Annotated in this window: 17 protein-coding genes; 11 read left to right on the forward strand and 6 right to left on the reverse strand. The window is 62.3% G+C overall.

The window, feature by feature from the left end; genetic code table 11:
• Positions 1–57 precede the first annotated feature (57 nt).
• Positions 58–1,635 (reverse strand): bifunctional metallophosphatase/5'-nucleotidase, encoded by a 1,578-nt coding sequence (locus FGK63_RS00875; RefSeq protein WP_138839713.1) that lies wholly within the window; start codon positions 1,633–1,635, stop codon positions 58–60.
• Between the two features lie 128 nt (positions 1,636–1,763).
• On the opposite strand from FGK63_RS00875, the gene FGK63_RS00880 reads away from it, so the two are divergent.
• Genes FGK63_RS00880 through arsC form a run of 4 tightly spaced genes read left to right on the forward strand, consistent with a single transcriptional unit; the run spans position 1,764 to position 3,923 of the window.
• Entirely contained in the window at positions 1,764–2,102 is a 339-nt protein-coding gene (locus FGK63_RS00880) for a DUF952 domain-containing protein (RefSeq protein ID WP_138839714.1), read from the forward strand.
• Entirely contained in the window at positions 2,099–2,530 is a 432-nt protein-coding gene (locus FGK63_RS00885) for a DUF1330 domain-containing protein (RefSeq protein WP_138839715.1), read from the forward strand. Before FGK63_RS00880 ends, FGK63_RS00885 begins: the two co-directional genes overlap by 4 nt.
• Positions 2,527–3,585, forward strand: a complete 1,059-nt coding sequence (locus FGK63_RS00890) for a quinone-dependent dihydroorotate dehydrogenase (protein WP_138839716.1) — start codon at positions 2,527–2,529, stop codon at positions 3,583–3,585. The genes FGK63_RS00885 and FGK63_RS00890 overlap by 4 nt, the downstream gene beginning before the upstream one ends.
• Positions 3,582–3,923 carry an arsenate reductase (glutaredoxin) gene (gene arsC, locus FGK63_RS00895; RefSeq protein ID WP_138839717.1) on the forward strand — a complete coding sequence of 114 codons (342 nt, stop codon included), beginning with the start codon at positions 3,582–3,584 and terminating at the stop codon, positions 3,921–3,923. Before FGK63_RS00890 ends, arsC begins: the two co-directional genes overlap by 4 nt.
• 3 nt (positions 3,924–3,926) lie before the next feature.
• On the opposite strand, the gene FGK63_RS00900 is transcribed toward arsC, so the two are convergent.
• From FGK63_RS00900 to FGK63_RS00910, 3 genes are read right to left on the reverse strand one after another with little or no spacing between them, the layout of a single operon-like run.
• Positions 3,927–5,243: an MATE family efflux transporter gene (locus FGK63_RS00900; RefSeq protein WP_138839718.1), complete on the reverse strand. Its 1,317-nt coding sequence runs from the start codon at positions 5,241–5,243 to the stop codon at positions 3,927–3,929.
• Positions 5,244–5,249: 6 nt separating this feature from the next.
• Positions 5,250–5,768 (reverse strand): PaaI family thioesterase, encoded by a 519-nt coding sequence (locus FGK63_RS00905; protein WP_138839719.1) that lies wholly within the window; start codon positions 5,766–5,768, stop codon positions 5,250–5,252.
• 1 nt (position 5,769) lies between these two features.
• Positions 5,770–6,189 (reverse strand): PaaI family thioesterase, encoded by a 420-nt coding sequence (locus FGK63_RS00910; protein WP_138839720.1) that lies wholly within the window; start codon positions 6,187–6,189, stop codon positions 5,770–5,772.
• A 116-nt stretch (positions 6,190–6,305) separates the two neighbouring features.
• Between FGK63_RS00910 and FGK63_RS00915 the strand changes: the two genes are divergently transcribed.
• From FGK63_RS00915 to FGK63_RS00945, 7 genes are all read left to right on the forward strand, one after another.
• On the forward strand, positions 6,306–6,674 hold the full coding sequence (locus tag FGK63_RS00915) for a MerR family transcriptional regulator (protein ID WP_138839721.1): 369 nt from the start codon (positions 6,306–6,308) through the stop codon (positions 6,672–6,674).
• Between the two features lie 551 nt (positions 6,675–7,225).
• Positions 7,226–7,627 carry a MerR family transcriptional regulator gene (locus FGK63_RS00920; protein ID WP_138839722.1) on the forward strand — a complete coding sequence of 134 codons (402 nt, stop codon included), beginning with the start codon at positions 7,226–7,228 and terminating at the stop codon, positions 7,625–7,627.
• A gap of 48 nt (positions 7,628–7,675) precedes the next feature.
• Positions 7,676–9,457, forward strand: coding sequence for an acyl-CoA dehydrogenase C-terminal domain-containing protein (locus tag FGK63_RS00925; protein ID WP_138839723.1), 1,782 nt, complete (start codon positions 7,676–7,678; stop codon positions 9,455–9,457).
• A 52-nt stretch (positions 9,458–9,509) separates the two neighbouring features.
• On the forward strand, positions 9,510–9,722 hold the full coding sequence (locus FGK63_RS00930) for a hypothetical protein (RefSeq protein ID WP_138839724.1): 213 nt from the start codon (positions 9,510–9,512) through the stop codon (positions 9,720–9,722).
• A gap of 282 nt (positions 9,723–10,004) precedes the next feature.
• The gene (locus FGK63_RS00935; RefSeq protein WP_138839725.1) at positions 10,005–10,643 is read left to right on the forward strand and encodes a glutathione S-transferase family protein; all 639 of its coding nucleotides are present in this window, start codon (positions 10,005–10,007) and stop codon (positions 10,641–10,643) included.
• A 10-nt stretch (positions 10,644–10,653) separates the two neighbouring features.
• The gene (locus FGK63_RS00940; RefSeq protein ID WP_138839726.1) at positions 10,654–11,865 is read left to right on the forward strand and encodes an acetyl-CoA C-acetyltransferase; all 1,212 of its coding nucleotides are present in this window, start codon (positions 10,654–10,656) and stop codon (positions 11,863–11,865) included.
• A gap of 12 nt (positions 11,866–11,877) precedes the next feature.
• Positions 11,878–14,076 (forward strand): 3-hydroxyacyl-CoA dehydrogenase NAD-binding domain-containing protein, encoded by a 2,199-nt coding sequence (locus FGK63_RS00945; protein WP_138839727.1) that lies wholly within the window; start codon positions 11,878–11,880, stop codon positions 14,074–14,076.
• Between the two features lie 76 nt (positions 14,077–14,152).
• Here the strand turns inward: FGK63_RS00945 and FGK63_RS00950 are convergent, their stop codons facing one another.
• Positions 14,153–14,854: a Hint domain-containing protein gene (locus FGK63_RS00950; protein ID WP_171052540.1), complete on the reverse strand. Its 702-nt coding sequence runs from the start codon at positions 14,852–14,854 to the stop codon at positions 14,153–14,155.
• 324 nt (positions 14,855–15,178) lie between these two features.
• A complete protein-coding gene (locus FGK63_RS00955) occupies positions 15,179–16,087 on the reverse strand; it encodes a DMT family transporter (protein ID WP_138839729.1) in 909 nt (302 codons plus the stop codon).
• Positions 16,088–16,175: the final 88 nt, after the last annotated feature.

The raw sequence follows: 16,175 nt of genomic DNA on the forward strand, positions 1-16,175 counted from the left end.
TTTTGGTAGGCCGCGCTCAGACAGGCGCGGCCTTTGCTTGGCCGCTATTCGACTATGTCACTTCCGCTTGATGCGACCGTCCACGTAGGGCTGATAGGGCGCGTTGCGGGCCAGGTATTCCGCCGTGACATCCGCCAGATCCGGGCCGAAGTCGTAGGCGTTCTTGTCATCGCCCGCAAACACGTCATAGCCGTCGCCCCCATTTCGGACATAGTTGTTGGTCACGACCAGATAGGTCGCCGCCGGATCGATCGGAGCAAACCCGCCTTCGCCGGCCACCATGACCTCAGAGACGCGGCCCTCGTTCGGAGCCACGGAAGGATCCCACGAGAAGGTAAGACCGGCAACTTGCGGGAAACGGCCCTTGACCTCTTCCACCTGGCTGACGCCGTTTTCCAGCGCGTCGATGATGCCCTGTCCGCTGATCTCGAAGGTCGAAAGCGTGTTCTGGAACGGCAGAACCGTCAGCACCTCGCCCATGGTCACGTCACCCGGATCGATCGAGGCGCGCAGGCCGCCCGAATTGGCGATGGCGATGGTCACGCCCTGATCGGCCACCCGGTCGAGCATGGCGTCGGCCACAAGGTTGCCCATCTGGCATTCCTGTACCCGGCAGACATCGCGGGATCCCTCGATCGGCGCGGCGGCACTGGCCACGACCTTGCTGCGGATCTCGTCGAGCGGCTTGGCCAGCTCCGCGATGCGCTCGACCGTGGCCGGATCTTCGTTCACCGTGTTGTCCATGATCAACGGTTCGCCAACCGCCTCGATCACGTTCCCTTCGTCGTCGAACGTCACGTTCAATTCGCCAAGGAATTTGCCATAGGCATAGGCCTGCACGATCTGAACGCCGTTCACCACGGTCGGATAGGGACCGGCGGCCTTGTCCGACACGTTCGACAGGAAGGTGTTGGAATGCCCGCCCACGATCACGTCCACGCCCGTCGTCTCGGATGCGACGCGTTTGTCGACGCCAAAACCGGAATGGCTGAGCACGATGATCTTGTCGATCCCCTCGGCGGTCAGCTTGTCCACCTGCTCCTGCACCGCCGCGACCGGGTCGCTGAACGTGATGTTGGGGCCGGGTGAGGCGATTTCATGCGTGTCCTCGGGCGTCAGGCCGACAAGCCCCAGCTTTTCGCCACCGACCTCGATCACCGTGGATTTCTTGATCTTGCCGGTCAGCAGTTCCTCGGCGCTGATATCGGCGTTCGACATCAGGATGGGAAAGTCCACGGTGTCGACGAACCCGCGCAGCACCTCGGGGCCGTCGTCGAATTCGTGGTTGCCCACGGTCATCGCGTCATAGCCGAGCTTGTTCATGAACTCCGCCGCGACCTTGCCCTTGTAATAGGTATAGAAAAGCGAGCCCTGGAACTGGTCGCCGCCATCGACAAGGATCGAATTCTCGGCCCGCCCGCGCGCCTCTTCGACCGCAGTCACCAGTCGGGCGGTGCCTCCGAAGCACTTCCCCTCGGCCTTGTCGTCGTCTTCGCAACCGCTGTCATACTTGTTGATCGGCTCGAAGCGCGAATGGAAATCGTTGGTGTGCAGGATAGTCAGCTTGTAGTCGGCCGCCGCCATGCCCGCCGTCAGGCCCAGCGCGGCGACCGTGGTCAGAAAACGGGTATACATCAGATGGTCTCCCCTATGTTGTTTTCCCGGATCGTGCGACGACAAAGGGGCCAAGTCAAAGAATCTGTTCAGGCGACGTAGGGGAAATGCGGCTTGATTCCAGTCGTGCCCCAAGGCATCAGAGCGCCATGTTGATCTACAAGATTTTCCGGGCGGACGAGTGGGCCGCATTGCAGGCCAGGGGCGAAACGCAAGGGGCCCCGGTCGACGTCGCCGATGGCTTCGTTCATTTCTCGACCGCCGCGCAGGCCGCCGAAACCGCCGCGAAACACTTCGCGGGGGCCGAAGGGTTGATCCTCGTGGCTTGTGACGGTGAAGCGATGGGCGGCGATCTGAAATGGGAAGTGTCGCGCGGCGGTGCGCTGTTCCCTCATCTGTATCGGAACATCCGGATTTCGGATGTGGTCTGGTCACTGTCCCTGCCGCTCGAGGGCGGCGTTCATCAATTTCCGGAGAACATGGAATGAACGCGTATGTCGACCCCGAGCGGGAACAGTTCGAAGCCTTCAAGACACTCGACAGGGACCACCCGATCGAGATGTTGAACCTCGTCAAATTCCGCACCGACGCCGCCTACCCGGAAGGCCATGAAAAGGCGGGGGCCGGCCTGTCCGGTGCCGAAGCTTACCGACTATACGGCGCCGAAACCGCGCCAATCATAGCCCGGCTTGGCGCATCAATCGTCTGGCGTGGGTCCTTCCAGACAACGCTGATCGGACCGCGAGACGAAACTTGGGACGAGGTGTTCGTCGCCCGCTATCCTACGGCCCATGCGTTCCTGGAAATGGTGACGGACCCGGTTTATCGAAACGCCGTCGTTCACCGGCAAGCTGCCGTCGAAACCTCGCGGCTGATCCGCTGCGCTCCGGGCAAAGTCGGAAAGGCATTCGGATGAAGGCCATCGAAAAACTCGGGCTGTCCCTGCTGCACAAGGTGGATCCCGAAACCGCTCATGGCCTGTCCATCAAGGCGTTGAAGCTGGGGTTGGCGCCCTTGCCCGGCCCTGTAACCTCGCCTCGATTGCATACGAACGTCGCCGGGCTGGACCTGCCCAACCCCATCGGGCTGGCCGCCGGGTTCGACAAAAACGGCGAGGCGCTGGCACCGCTCTCGCGCGCGGGGTTCGGGTTCATCGAAGTCGGGGCCGTCACCCCGCGCCCGCAGCCCGGTAACCCCAAACCACGCCTGTTCCGGTTGAGTGAGGACCAAGCCGCCATCAACCGGTTCGGGTTCAACAACGAGGGCATGGAGGTCATGGCGAAGCGCCTTGCCGAGCGCCCTAAGGATGCGGTGATCGGCCTGAACCTGGGGGCCAACAAGGACAGTACCGACCGTCCCGGCGATTTCGCCAAAGTGCTGGCCCATTGCGCCGAATACCTGGATTTCGCGACCGTCAACGTCTCGTCGCCCAACACGGAAAAGCTGCGCGATCTGCAGGGAAAGGCGGCGCTCGGCGCCTTGCTGGCAGGAGTGATAGACACTCGTGACGCCCTGCCCCGGTCGCTGCCGATCTTTCTGAAGATCGCCCCGGACCTGACCGAGGCCGAACTGGAGGACATCGCCGAGGTCGCCCGCGAAACCGGCGTAGATGCGGTCATTGCGACGAACACGACCCTCTCGCGCGAAGGGTTGAAAAGCGCGCACAAGGCCGAGGCCGGCGGTCTGTCCGGTGCGCCCCTGTTCGAGAAATCCACCCGCGTACTGGCGCGGTTGAGCCGGCTGACCGAAGGCAAGTTACCTCTGATCGGTGTCGGGGGTGTCAGCAACGCCGAGCAGGCCTATGCCAAGATCTGCGCCGGCGCATCGGCGGTGCAGTTCTACACGGCGATGGTCTACGGAGGATTGTCGCTGGCCGCAGAGATGGCAAAGGGACTGGACCGACTTTTGGCCAGAGACGGGTTTGACAACGTGGCCGAGGCTGTAGGCAGCAAGAGAGAGGACTGGCTATGATCGAGTACTGGCACAATCCCCGATGCTCAAAATCCCGCGCGGGGTTGGCCCTGCTGGAGGAGCGAGGTGCGGAGATCAAGGTCAGGAAGTATCTGGAGGATGCGCCCAGCTTGGACGAGTTGACGGCGGCAAGGAACGCCCTGGGCGCAACCGCATTGGACATGGTGCGGACTGGTGAGCAGGTCTTCAAGAAGATGGGGCTTTCCAAGACCGACCCGGACGACGTTCTGCTTGCCGCCATGGCCGCCAACCCGATCCTGATCGAGCGCCCGCTGGCGATCAAGAAAGGCAAGGCGGCGATCGGACGCCCGCCGGAAAAGCTTTTGGACCTGCTCTGAGCGTCAGGCGATCCGCGCCTCGAGCTTGGGATAGCGCAGGCCCAGCGTGATGCCGCGGGCAACGTTCAGCACCATCAGCGACGCCCACAGGCCGTGGTTGCCCGACCCGGGCACCAACGCCACCAGCGCCACGACATAGATCGCGACCGACTGGATCATCGCGTTGCGCATCTCGCGGGTCCAGGTCGCACCGATATAGATGCCGTCGAACATCCAGCTTGCCACGCCCAGCACGGGCGCGATTGCGGCCCAGATCAGGAACTCTCGACCGGCCAGGCGCACGTCATGCGCGGTCGCCATGAGGTCGATGATGAACGGCCCCGCGGCGAGGAAAACCAGACTCAGCGTAACCGCGCCACACACGCCCCATTGCGAGGCGACGATCGACGCGCGCCGGACCTGATGGCGATCCTTCGCGCCCACCGCTCCGCCGACCAGGGCTTCGGCGGCGAAGGCGAAGCCATCGAGCGCGAAGGACGTAATGGAAAGGAACTGCAGCAGTACCTGATTGGCGGCGAGGTTCACGTCGCCCAGATCCGAACCGATGAACAGGAAGGTCGTAAACGACACCGTAAGCAAGACTGAGCGAACCATGATGTCCATGTTCACCTGCATCATCCGGCGCAGGCGCACCGCGTCGAAAATCCGCGCCCAGTCGTGCCACTGCTCGCCGGCGAAGGCGTCGCGGCAAAGCCACAGCCCCAATCCGATGCCAGCCCATTCGGCGATCAGCGTGGCGAACGCGACACCTTCGACTCCCCATCCGAGGCCCAGAACGAACCAGAGATCCAGCAGGATGTTCAGCCCGTTCATGACGACCTGCAAAACAAAGACGCCCCGCGTGCGCTCGACGGCGATCAGCCATCCGGTCACCGCGTATAGCGCGATGGTGGCGGGTGCGCCCCAGATGCGGATTTCAAGGTAGTTGCGCGTCAGCGCCTCGACCTCGGCGCTGGCCGGAGCAAGGGCGAACGCTCCCCAGAACAGCAATGCCTGAAACAGGATGAAAACCGCTCCGGCGGCACCGCCGAGAAGAATACCGCGCATCAGCAAAGCCCCGGTCTCGGCCGCGTCCCCTGCCCCGCGCGCCTGCGCCGCAAGCCCGGTCGTGCCCATCCGCAGGAAACCGAAAACCCAATAGAGCGTGGACAAGATCACCGCGCCGATTCCCACCGCGCCGATCGGCGCGGCTTCGCCCAACTGCCCGACTACGCCCGTGTCCACCGCGCCCAGAATCGGAACCGTGGCATTCGACAGCACGATCGGCAACGCGATCTTCAGCACCCGCCGATGCGTGATGGGCGCCGAAGCGTCCTGCATGACGCTTCAGCCCTTGTCTGGCCTGGGTTGAGGCATGAGGAAGTGCCCTGAGGCTTGCGCAAACAGCTTGGCGTGATTGTCCTGCCACGCCTCGACACGCACCGAGGCGTAGCGCCGGCCGGACCGGCTGATGAAGGCGCGCGCATAGGCGTCGCGCGGCAGGCCCGAGCGCAGGTAGTCCACGGTGAAATCAATGGTCTTGGGAAAGCGGATCTTTTCGTCGTTCATGACGTCTTCCGCATCAAGTTCACCGCTTTCGATCCTTGGGAACAAGTACTCCCAACTCAGCGTGATCACCGCCGTGACCTCGAGAAACGCTGCCGTCACACCGCCGTGGATCGCAGGCAGGAACGGGTTGCCGATCAGCTTTTCCTCAAAGTTCAGAACGCCAGTCAACTCGTCGCCGCGCCGGTCGAAGCTGATGTTGAGAAACCGGATGTAGGGAACGCCCTCGACCAGCGCCTTGAGCGCCGCGTCGCGACGTTGCTTGACCACCTGCATCGGTTCGGGACGGGGACGGGCCATGTCACTTGCCCTCCACAGTGAAGGACCCCGACGCGGTCGCGACGGGACGGTCCTGATCGTCATCCGTCGCGGTGGCGCGCACAAACGCCACGTTCCGCGTGATGTGGTAGCAGGTCGCGCGGGTCGTGATGCTCTGCCCGGGCGTGGCCGCGCGCATGTAGTCGATCCGCAGGTCGATGGTGGCGGTGCCGCCGGGCGCCGACGGGTGGCTCATCACCGCCGCGCCGCAACAAGTGTCCAGCATGGCCGAAACCGCGCCGCCATGAATCACCCCGGTTCGCGGGTCGCCGATCAATGCCTCGTTGTAGGGCATCGTGATCTCGGCCTCTCCGGCGCCGATGCTCGTCAGTTCGAGCCCCAGCGCCTTTGCGTGCGGGATCGCCTCGATGAATTGGCGCGCCAGTTTCGTTTTGTCGACCATGTGCTTGGATCCTGTCCTTGCGTTTCTCCTTTATGATCCGCAGGCTGCGCAAAGAGCAAGCCCGCCTGTTGCGCTTGACTTCGCGACACCATAGGTTGCCGTCGAGGAGAATTGGAATGTCCGACACCCGTTTGTCATTCAAGGAGATGTGCGCGGAATTTGACGTCACGCCGCGCACTCTGCGCTACTACGAGTATATCGAACTCCTGCAACCGGATCGCGAAGGACGTTCGCGATTCTACGGCCCCCGCGAGCGCGCCCGCATGAAGCTTATCCTGCGCGGCCGGAAATTCGGTTTCCAGCTCGAGGAAATCCGGCAGTGGCTGCTGATCTACGAGGACGAGGGGAACGAAGCGCAGATGGCGGCCTTTGTCGAAATGGCGGACCGGCAGATGCAGGAACTGCGCCAGCAGCGCGAGCAACTCGACGAGGCGATGGACGAGTTGCAGCGCCTGCGCGACCAGACCGCGGGCAGCCTTGCCTGAGACACCCTTCTGACAGCGGCTCAATTCGCTGTTATCAGTGGTCCCGAAACGTTGATCCCAGATTTGCGCAGGATCACTCTTGCAGCTTGAAACCGGACGGTTCCGACAGGGATTCGTCCGGGCCGCTTGCTGGGAGGTTGCACGATGCGGCATTCGCATTTTCTGCCTGCTCTTTGCTTGGCTATCGCGTTGGCCGGATGCGATATCGGCCCGAACGGCTATGGCACGGCACCTCCGGGTGTTTCGCAGGCAGAGTGGGACGCCCAGGTCGCAGCGAAACGCAAAGCGCGACGCGAATTCTATTCAGGACCGCGTGGCGGCATGACGGGGCGATGATCCCGTTGGTCCAAGGACGATTCACGCAGGGATTCCAGCCAAAACGCTCAACGTAGGCGAAACATTCTTGCCGCAACGGCACCTTACGCGAATTGATCTTACGTCAACGTTTTCATGACGCAGCGTCCGACTTACGTTAACGTCAATCTCATGTTGTAAAACGCGCATCGACTGCGCACCTCTTGGCCATGACGCCAGTGATGAGAGTTTGAAAAATGACCGAAGAACTGATGACCATCCGCGAAATGTGCGAGGCCTACGACGTAACACCGCGCACCTTGCGTTTCTACGAGGCGAAGGAGCTTCTGTTCCCGATCCGGGAAGGTCAGAAACGCCTGTTCACCAAACGCGACCGCGCCCGCCTGAAACTGATTCTGCGCGGCAAGCGCTTCGGCTTCAGCCTCGAGGAAATCCGCCAGCTTCTGGACCTGTACCACGCCGGTGACCAGCAACTGACTCAACTGACCCGCACCTACGAGATCGCTTGCGAGCGGCTGGCGGACATGGAGTCGCGGCGTGACGAGCTGACCCAGGCCATCGAGGACCTCAAGGAGCAGTTGAAATGGGGCGAGCAGGTGATCGCCTCCATGAAGAAAGAAAAGAAGGCCGCCGAGTAACCTGCCCGGCCGCCATCTCTGGACATCCGAACAATCAGGGAGCTTCTCATGCCCGTCTACAACGCCCCGACCAAGGACATGAACTTCGTTCTGCACGACGTTCTCAAGGTCTCGGAAGCCGACATTCCCGGCTACAGCGAACTGGAGCCCGAATTTACCGGCGCCGTTCTCGAAGAGGCCGGGAAGGTCGCGACGAACGTCCTGCACCCGTTGAACGCGGTGGGCGATACCGAAGGCTGCCGGTTCGAGAACGGCGTCGTCTACACGCCGACCGGCTTCAAGGAAGCTTTCGAACAGATGAAGGAAGGCGGCTGGACCGGGCTGGACATGCCCGAGGAATATGGCGGTCAGAACATGCCATACGTTCTGGGCACAGCAGTGGGCGAGATGTTCTCGGCGGCGAACCAGGCTTTCGTCATGTACCAGGGCCTGACGCACGGCGCCGCCTCGGCGATCCTCGCACATGGCGGCGAGGAGCAGAAGAACACCTATCTGCCCAAGATGGTGTCCTGCGAATGGACCGGGACCATGAACCTGACCGAGCCGCATTGCGGCACCGACCTGGGCCTGATGCGCACCAAGGCGGAACCGCAGTCGGATGGATCCTACAAGATCACCGGGCAGAAGATCTTCATCTCGTCGGGCGACCACGACCTGGCCGACAACATCATCCACCTGGTGCTAGGCAAGATCGTCGGCGGCCCCGAGGGCATCAAGGGCGTGTCGCTGTTCATCGTACCCAAGTTCCTCGTGAAGGAAGACGGCAGCCTTGGCGAACGCAACGCGGTCTCGGTCGGCAAGATCGAAGAAAAGATGGGCATCCACGGCAACTCGACCTGCGTGATGAACTATGACGGCGCGACCGGCTACCTGATCGGAGAAGAGCACAAGGGTATGCGCGCGATGTTCACCATGATGAACGAGGCGCGCCTGGGCGTGGGCATGCAGGGTCTCAGCCAGGCCGAAGCCGCCTATCAGAACGCCTTGGAATATGCCAAGGATCGCCTTCAGGGCCGCGACGTGACCGGGCCGAAAAACCCCGATGGACCCGCCGATCCGCTGATCGTGCACCCGGACATCCGCCGCAACCTGATGGATCAGAAAAGCTTCACCGAGGGCGCGCGCGCCTTCATCCTGTGGGGAGCGACCCTGATCGATCAAGCGCATCGCTCGGGCGACGCGGATGCGGACGGGCTGATTTCCTTGCTGACCCCGGTCATCAAGGGCTTCCTGACCGATCAGGGCTACGACATGACCGTGCAGGCGCAGCAGGTTTATGGCGGCCACGGCTACATCGAGGAATGGGGCATGTCTCAATACACACGCGACGCCCGCATCGCGATGATCTACGAAGGCGCCAACGGTGTTCAGGCGCTGGACCTGGTCGGCCGCAAGCTGGCCCAGGACGGCGGCAAGCACGTGATGGCGTTCTTCGAGATGGTCAAATCCTTCTGCAAGGAAAACGCCGGTCAGGACGAGGCTTATGACAAGGCCTTCATCGAGCCGCTGAAAGCGGCGTCCAAGGATCTGCAGGCGGCCGGAATGTACTTCATGCAGAACGGCATGAAGAACCCCAACAACGCGTTGGCGGGTTCATACGACTTCATGCACATGTTCGGCCATGTCTGTCTGGGCCTGATGTGGGCGCGCATGGCCAAGGCCGCAGCGTCACAACTGGCGGCAGGCGCGACTGACGCGGCGTTCTACGAGACGAAGATCAATACCGGCCGCTATTACATGGCGCGACGCCTGCCGGCCACCGCCATGCACCTCGCCCGCATCCAGTCGGGCGCGGACACGGTGATGGCACTGGACGCGGCGAACTTCTGATCCCAGTCTGGCTTCGGGCGCAATCGCCCGGAGCCAAACCCCGGAGGACACCATGCCGAAACGTTTCCGCCTGACCCGCCGTTTTCCCGTCGCGATGACCGAGGACGGGTATCGCAAGCTCAGGAACTTCGCACGCGAAGCGGGCCTGGACGAGGGCGAGGCGCTGTCCTTCCTGTTCGAAAATTTCAACAGCGTGATCGACGGCGACAACCTGACTCACAGGTTGCGCCTGTTCAACGCGGAACTGGAGGAACGCAAACGCTGAAGACCCGGCCGCGCTGTATCCACGTTTGCGCCAGTTGGCGAGTCTGGATGCCTCCGGCGGGAGTATTTGAGAAAAGATGAAGACGTGATGCGCCTCTGCCACCGGGCGCACTCGCCATCAGGACAGGGACGACTTCACCTTTTGCGGTCATCGGCTCTCCAGCCTGTACCGCCGGATCATAGAGACAGATGAAGGTTAAGAAAGCCTAGCCAATAACACTTCATCTTTTCCCAAATACTCAATTCCGACTTTGCCACGATCGCCACGGGAGGGCCAAAGAGAATGACGATCAAACTTTATTGCTTCGGAGAAAGCGGCAATTCCTACAAGGCCGCTCTGGCGCTGGAGTTGTCCGGACTCGATTGGGAGCCGGTATTTGTCGATTTCTTCAACGGCGAGACCCGAACCCCGGAATATCGCGCCACGGTCAACGAGATGGGCGAGGCTCCGGTTCTGGTAGACGGCGATTTCCGCACCAGCCAGTCCGGCGCGATCCAGGCCTATGTCACCGAAAAATCGGGCAGGTTCGGCGGCAAGACCCGCGAGGAGAACTACGATATCCTGCGCTGGGTTCTGTGGGACAATCACAAGCTCAGTTCAATGGCGGGGATGACCCGTTTCCTGATCAATTTCCTGCCCGAAAAGCATCGCAATCCGGATGTGATCGCGTTCAACCAGGGGCGGTTGAAAGCGGCCTACCAGGTGCTGGACGCCCATCTCGAAGGCCGCGAGTGGATCGTCGGCGATGGCGTGACCAATGCCGATCTCAGTTGCTGCGGCTACCTTTACTACCCCGAGCCTTTCGGCTTCGACCGCGCCGAATGGACCAATATCGACGCTTGGCTGACCCGCCTTTCCGAGCAGCCCGGCTGGAAATCCCCGTATGACCTGATGCCCGGCAATCCGTCGGATCGAGCTTAAGGAGAGCATCATGACCGAAGCCTATATCTATGACGCCCTGCGCACTCCGCGCGGCAAGGGCCGCAAGGACGGCAGCCTGCACGAGGTGACCTCGCTGCGCCTGTCGGCCCTGACCCTGAACGCGGTGAAAGAGCGCAACAACCTGGACGGCCACGCCGTCGAGGACGTGATCTGGGGCAACGTCACCCAGGTGATGGAACAGGGCGGCTGCCTCGCCCGTTCGGCAGTGCTTGCCTCGGACCTCGATGAATCGATCCCTGGCCTGGCGATCAACCGCTTCTGCGCCTCGGGTATGGAAGCGGTGAACCTGGCCGCGAACCAGGTCAAGGGCGGCGCGGGCGATGCCTATATCGCTGGCGGCGTCGAGATGATGGGCCGCGTCGCCATGGGCAGCGACGGCGCGGCGATCGCCGTGGACCCCAGCCTTGCCATGGACAGCTATTTCGTGCCGCAGGGCATTTCGGCCGACATCATCGCCACCGAATATGGCTTCACCCGCGATCAGGCCGACGCGCTGGCCGTGGAATCCCAACGCCGCGCCAAGGTTGCCTGGGACGAAGGCCGCTTTGCAAAATCGGTGATTACCGTGCGGGACCAGAACGGCCTGCCGATCCTCGATCACGACGAATACATGCGCCCGGGCACGGACATGCAAAGCCTCGGCGCGCTGAACGCGTCGTTCCAGATGATGGGCGAACAGATGCCGGGCTTCGACAAGGTGGCGATGCTGAAATACCCTCATCTGGAAAAGATCAACCACATCCACCACGCAGGTAACTCATCGGGGATCGTCGATGGCGCCGCCGCCGTTCTGATCGGGAACAAGGAGTTTGGCGAGAAGTACGGCCTCAAACCGCGGGCACGCATCAAAGCGACGGCCAAGATCGGCACCGACCCGACCATCATGCTGACCGGCCCGGTGCCGGTGACCGAAAAGATCCTGGCCGAGAACGGAATGAAGATCGGCGATCTGGACCTGTTCGAGGTGAACGAGGCATTTGCCTCGGTCGTGTTGCGCTTCCAGCAGGCTTTCGACGTGGACCCGGATATCGTGAACGTGAACGGCGGCTCGATCGCGATGGGCCACCCTCTGGGCGCCACCGGCGCCATCATCATCGGCACCCTGCTGGACGAGTTGGAGCGTCAGGACAAGGAAACCGGCCTCGCCACGCTGTGCATCGCGTCCGGCATGGGTGCGGCGACCATCATCGAGCGCGTGTAAGGAGAAGAACCAATGGCTGATTTCAAATACTCCGTGGACGCGGACGGCGTCGCCTTCATCACCTGGGACGCCGAAGGCAAGTCGATGAACGTCATGACCCGCGAGGCTTTCGAGTTGGTGGATGGTCTGGTCGACAAGGCGCTTGGCGATGACGCGGTCAAGGGCATCGTCATCACCAGCGGCAAAAAGGACTTTGCCGGCGGCATGGACCTGAACACGCTGGCTGTGATCCGCGAGGAAGCGGGCGACAACCCGGCGCAGGGTCTGTTCGATTTCGTCATGGGCGGTCACCGCATCCTGCGCAAGCTGGAACTGGCGGGAATGGATCCCAAGACCAAGAAGGGCGGCAAGCCCGTGGCCTGCGCCATCAACGGCACCTGCGCCGGCATCGGCACCGAGATCGCGCTGGCCTGTCATCACCGGGTAATGACCGACAATCCCAAGGCCAAGATCGGCCTGCCCGAGATCCTTCTGGGCATCTTCCCCGGCGGCGGCGGCACCATCCGCTATTCGCGCATGGTCGGCGCGATGGCGGCGGCCCCGGTCCTTCTGGAAGGCAAGATGATGGACCCGGCCAAGGCCAAGGGTGCAAGCCTGATCGACGCGGTTTCGGATGACCCGGTCGCCGCGGCCAAGGAATGGGTTCTGAACGCCAAGGACGCTGATCTGGTCAAGCCGTGGGACGCCAAGGGCTACAAGATGCCCGGCGGCGCGCCTTACCATCCGGCGGGCTTCATGACCTTTGTCGGCGCTTCCGCCATGGTGAACGGCAAGACCCAAGGCGCCTACCCCGCTCCCAAGGCGCTTTTGAGCGCGATCTACGAAGGCGCGCTGGTCGATTTCGACACCGCGCTGAGGATCGAGGCGCGCTGGTTTACCAATGTCCTGATGAACCCGAGTTCCTCGGCGATGATCCGGTCGCTCTTCATCAACAAGCAGGCGCTGGAAAAAGGCGCGGTGCGGCCCAAGGACGTTCCCGATCAGTCGGTCAGGAAGATCGGCGTTCTGGGTGCCGGCATGATGGGCGCGGGCATCGCGCTGGTCAGTGCGCAGGCCGGGATGGAGGTTGTCCTGATCGACCGCGACCAGGCTGCCGCCGACAAGGGAAAGGCCTATACCGAAGCTTATCTCGACAAGGGCATCAAGCGCGGCAAGGTCACGGCCGAGAAGAAGGAAGCCATGCTGGGCCAGATCACCGCAACGCCGGACCTGCAGAAGCTGCAGGGCTGCGACCTGATCATCGAGGCGGTTTTTGAAGACCCGGGCGTGAAGGCCGACATGACCAAAAGGGTCGAGGCGATCATCCCCGAGGACTGCATCTTTGCCTCCAACACTTCGACCCTGCCGATCACCGGTCTGGCCGAAGCCTCGGTCCGGCCCGAGCAGTTCATCGGCATCCACTTCTTCTCGCCGGTCGAGAAGATGTTCCTGGTCGAGATCATCAAGGGCAAAAAGACCGGCGATCGCGCGGTGGCCAAGGCGCTCGACTATGTGCGCCAGATCCGCAAGACGCCGATCGTGGTCAATGACGCCCGGTTCTTCTATTGCAACCGCTGCATCATTCCCTACGTCAACGAAGGCGCGCGGATGATCACCGAGGGCGTGAGCCCCGTACTGATCGACAATGCCGCCCGCCAGCTTGGCTTCCCGGTAGGGCCGATCCAACTGACCGACGAAACCTCGATCGACCTTGGCGCCAAGATCGCGCGGGCGACCAAGGCGGCGATGGGCGACGCCTACCCGGAAAGCCCGGCAGACGATCTGATCTTCTGGATGGAGGACCTGGGGCGTCTGGGCCGCAAGACGAATGCGGGCTTCTTCGACTATGACGACAAGGGCAAGCGCGTCGGATACTGGAAAGGCTTGCAGGAGAAATACCCGCTGGCTGACGAGCAGCCTGACCTGATCGAGGTGCAGGAACGCCTGATGTTCGCGCAGGTGCTGGAAGCGGTCCGCGCGCTGGAGGAAGGTGTGCTGGAAGACATCCGCGAAGGCGATGTCGGTGCCGTTCTAGCCTGGGGCTTTGCACCGTGGTCGGGCGGACCGCTCAGCTGGCTCGACATCATCGGCACGCCATATGCGGCCGAGCGGTGCGACCAGTTGGCCGAGAAATATGGGCCACGGTTCGCCTGCCCGCCGCTGCTGCGCGAGATGGCGGACAAGGGGCAGAGCTTCTACGGACGCTTCAACCCCGAAGCCAAGGCCGCATGATCGGTACGCGGGCGCATCCCCAAATGCGCCAGCGTTATCCCAATCTCCGTCAAACCAAACTGCCTGACCGCAGGATCTATGCCAGCGGTTTCGGCCTTCCCGGACGTCCGGGGCGCCGATCGACGTTTACGGGACGGACCGGCAAAACCGGCTTGTTCGGGATCGCGGTAGGAAGTTCTCCAAGCGGGCTCGCCAGCGTCGTGGCGTCGTTCAGTCGCGCAAGCTGTTTCGCCACGCCTTCCGCTTGCGCTCCGCTCAGAACCGCATACCCTTTCTTGTTTGCGGCTCCGGACGTCCATCTTTTCGTCGCCATAGAGGGGCAGTACGCCATCATGCCTCCTTCGACATAGATCACTTCATCCGTGGCAAAGGACAGGGTGGCGAGACCAAGGCGCGCGCCCGGCAGCCCGCTGGCGATCCCGCAGACACCTTTCAGCAGCCGCGCCGAAATGACGGCCTGCCGGTCGTCCGCGAACTCGGAAACCGCATCGCAATCGACCAGCATCCCCTGTTCGGGCATCAGCCAGAGCGGCCGCTTGTTGAACACGGAACCGGCAGGAACCCGGACCGGCCTGTTTTCTTCGGAAAGCCCGTCATCCGGCAGGGCCAGTACCTCGCGCTCCGTACTTGCGACTTGCTGAAAGTCGTGATCCAGGGTGCGCACCAAATCGCCGGCCACGATCTTTTCGACGGGCCGCCATCCCCTGTCGGTCAATACGGCGGTGCCGTGCAACAGACCCGATCTGCGGGTAACGACCGACCCGTTCGCGACGCGCAACCCGTCTTCTCCGGAGAAAAACTGGGAACCAGAATTACCATTTACTTCAAACACGTGCCCGCCCCCTTCTCGTGCACTTCACTCAACAGATCTAAATGAATAGCACCGGGTCGGCGGCGGGCGGCCACATTTCGCCACATTTCCGACGCATTCGCGTCAAGATTGTGTCATTTCCCGATTTTCGGAAACGCTTAAGTTCAATCGCCCGGCACTGTCTCGCAACCGGAAACTTGAGAGCTCGACTTCAGTCGAACTGATAGTCGAATCTCTGAATATCTTCTGAACGACTGGTCTGAACGATAGCGGCGGAACAATCAGACCGCCTCAGCCCGAGCGCAAGGCGATGATCCCGCCGGCAAAGGCGATCAGGCCGACCCCCAGGATCTGCGGCGCCCCCAGCGTCTGGCCTAACGCCACCCATGCGAACAACGGGCCGAAAATCATCACGGAATATTCGAACACCGCCACGTAGGAAGGCTCGCCCAGCTGATACGCCTTGATCAGCATGAATACCGCCAGGGACGATCCCACCGCCTGCAGCACGACCCAGGGCGCGGCACCGCCCATCGGCCAGACCCACCCGCGGGCCACGAATCCCGCCGGGCCCGCAACCGGTTCGATTGGAAACAGGGCAAGCCCGATCAGACCGGCTGCCCCTGCCAGCCCCAGGGCCAGAACCATCCCGCCCAGCAGCGCCACCGTGCTTTCTCCGGCGCAATAGGCGCGCGTGATGACTGCTGCCAGCGCATAGAACAGACCGCCCGCCACCGGAATCAGAACCTTGGCGTCAAAGGCCCGAGGGTCGGGCTGCAGGACGCAGAGGATTCCGGCAAAGCCGATCGCCACCGCAAGAATGCGCCAGGGGCCGATGCGTTGCCCCATGCCAAGGGACGAGATCAGCAGCACGAATATGGGCGAAGTGAACAGCCCCGCCAGCGCCTGTGCAATCGGCATGAGGGCAAGAGCACTGAAATAGAACAGCATCGCCAGGGCGATCAGGGCACTGCGCAACACCACCACACCCGGCCGCAGGGGCCGGATGCTGCCGAGACCGAGCAGCGACAACCCGCAGACCAAAGGCAACATGAGAAGAGCGCGGGTGAAATGGAACTGCCAGAGTCCGATGTCTTGGGCCAGACGGACCACGAAATTGTCGATCACGCCGATGATAGCCATGGCCGCTACCATCAACAGCGAAGCTGCAACCGGCGATGTTCGTTGAATTGCCTGCATTCCCTTTGTCTAGCAGCCTTCGCGCCCGCGACGCGTTTCCAACGCGACACGATTTGCCGGTTTTCGGACTGTCTCGGTTATTTTCGGC

The organism is Ruegeria sediminis (genome assembly GCF_005938215.1).
Lineage (GTDB): Bacteria > Pseudomonadota > Alphaproteobacteria > Rhodobacterales > Rhodobacteraceae > Ruegeria > Ruegeria sediminis.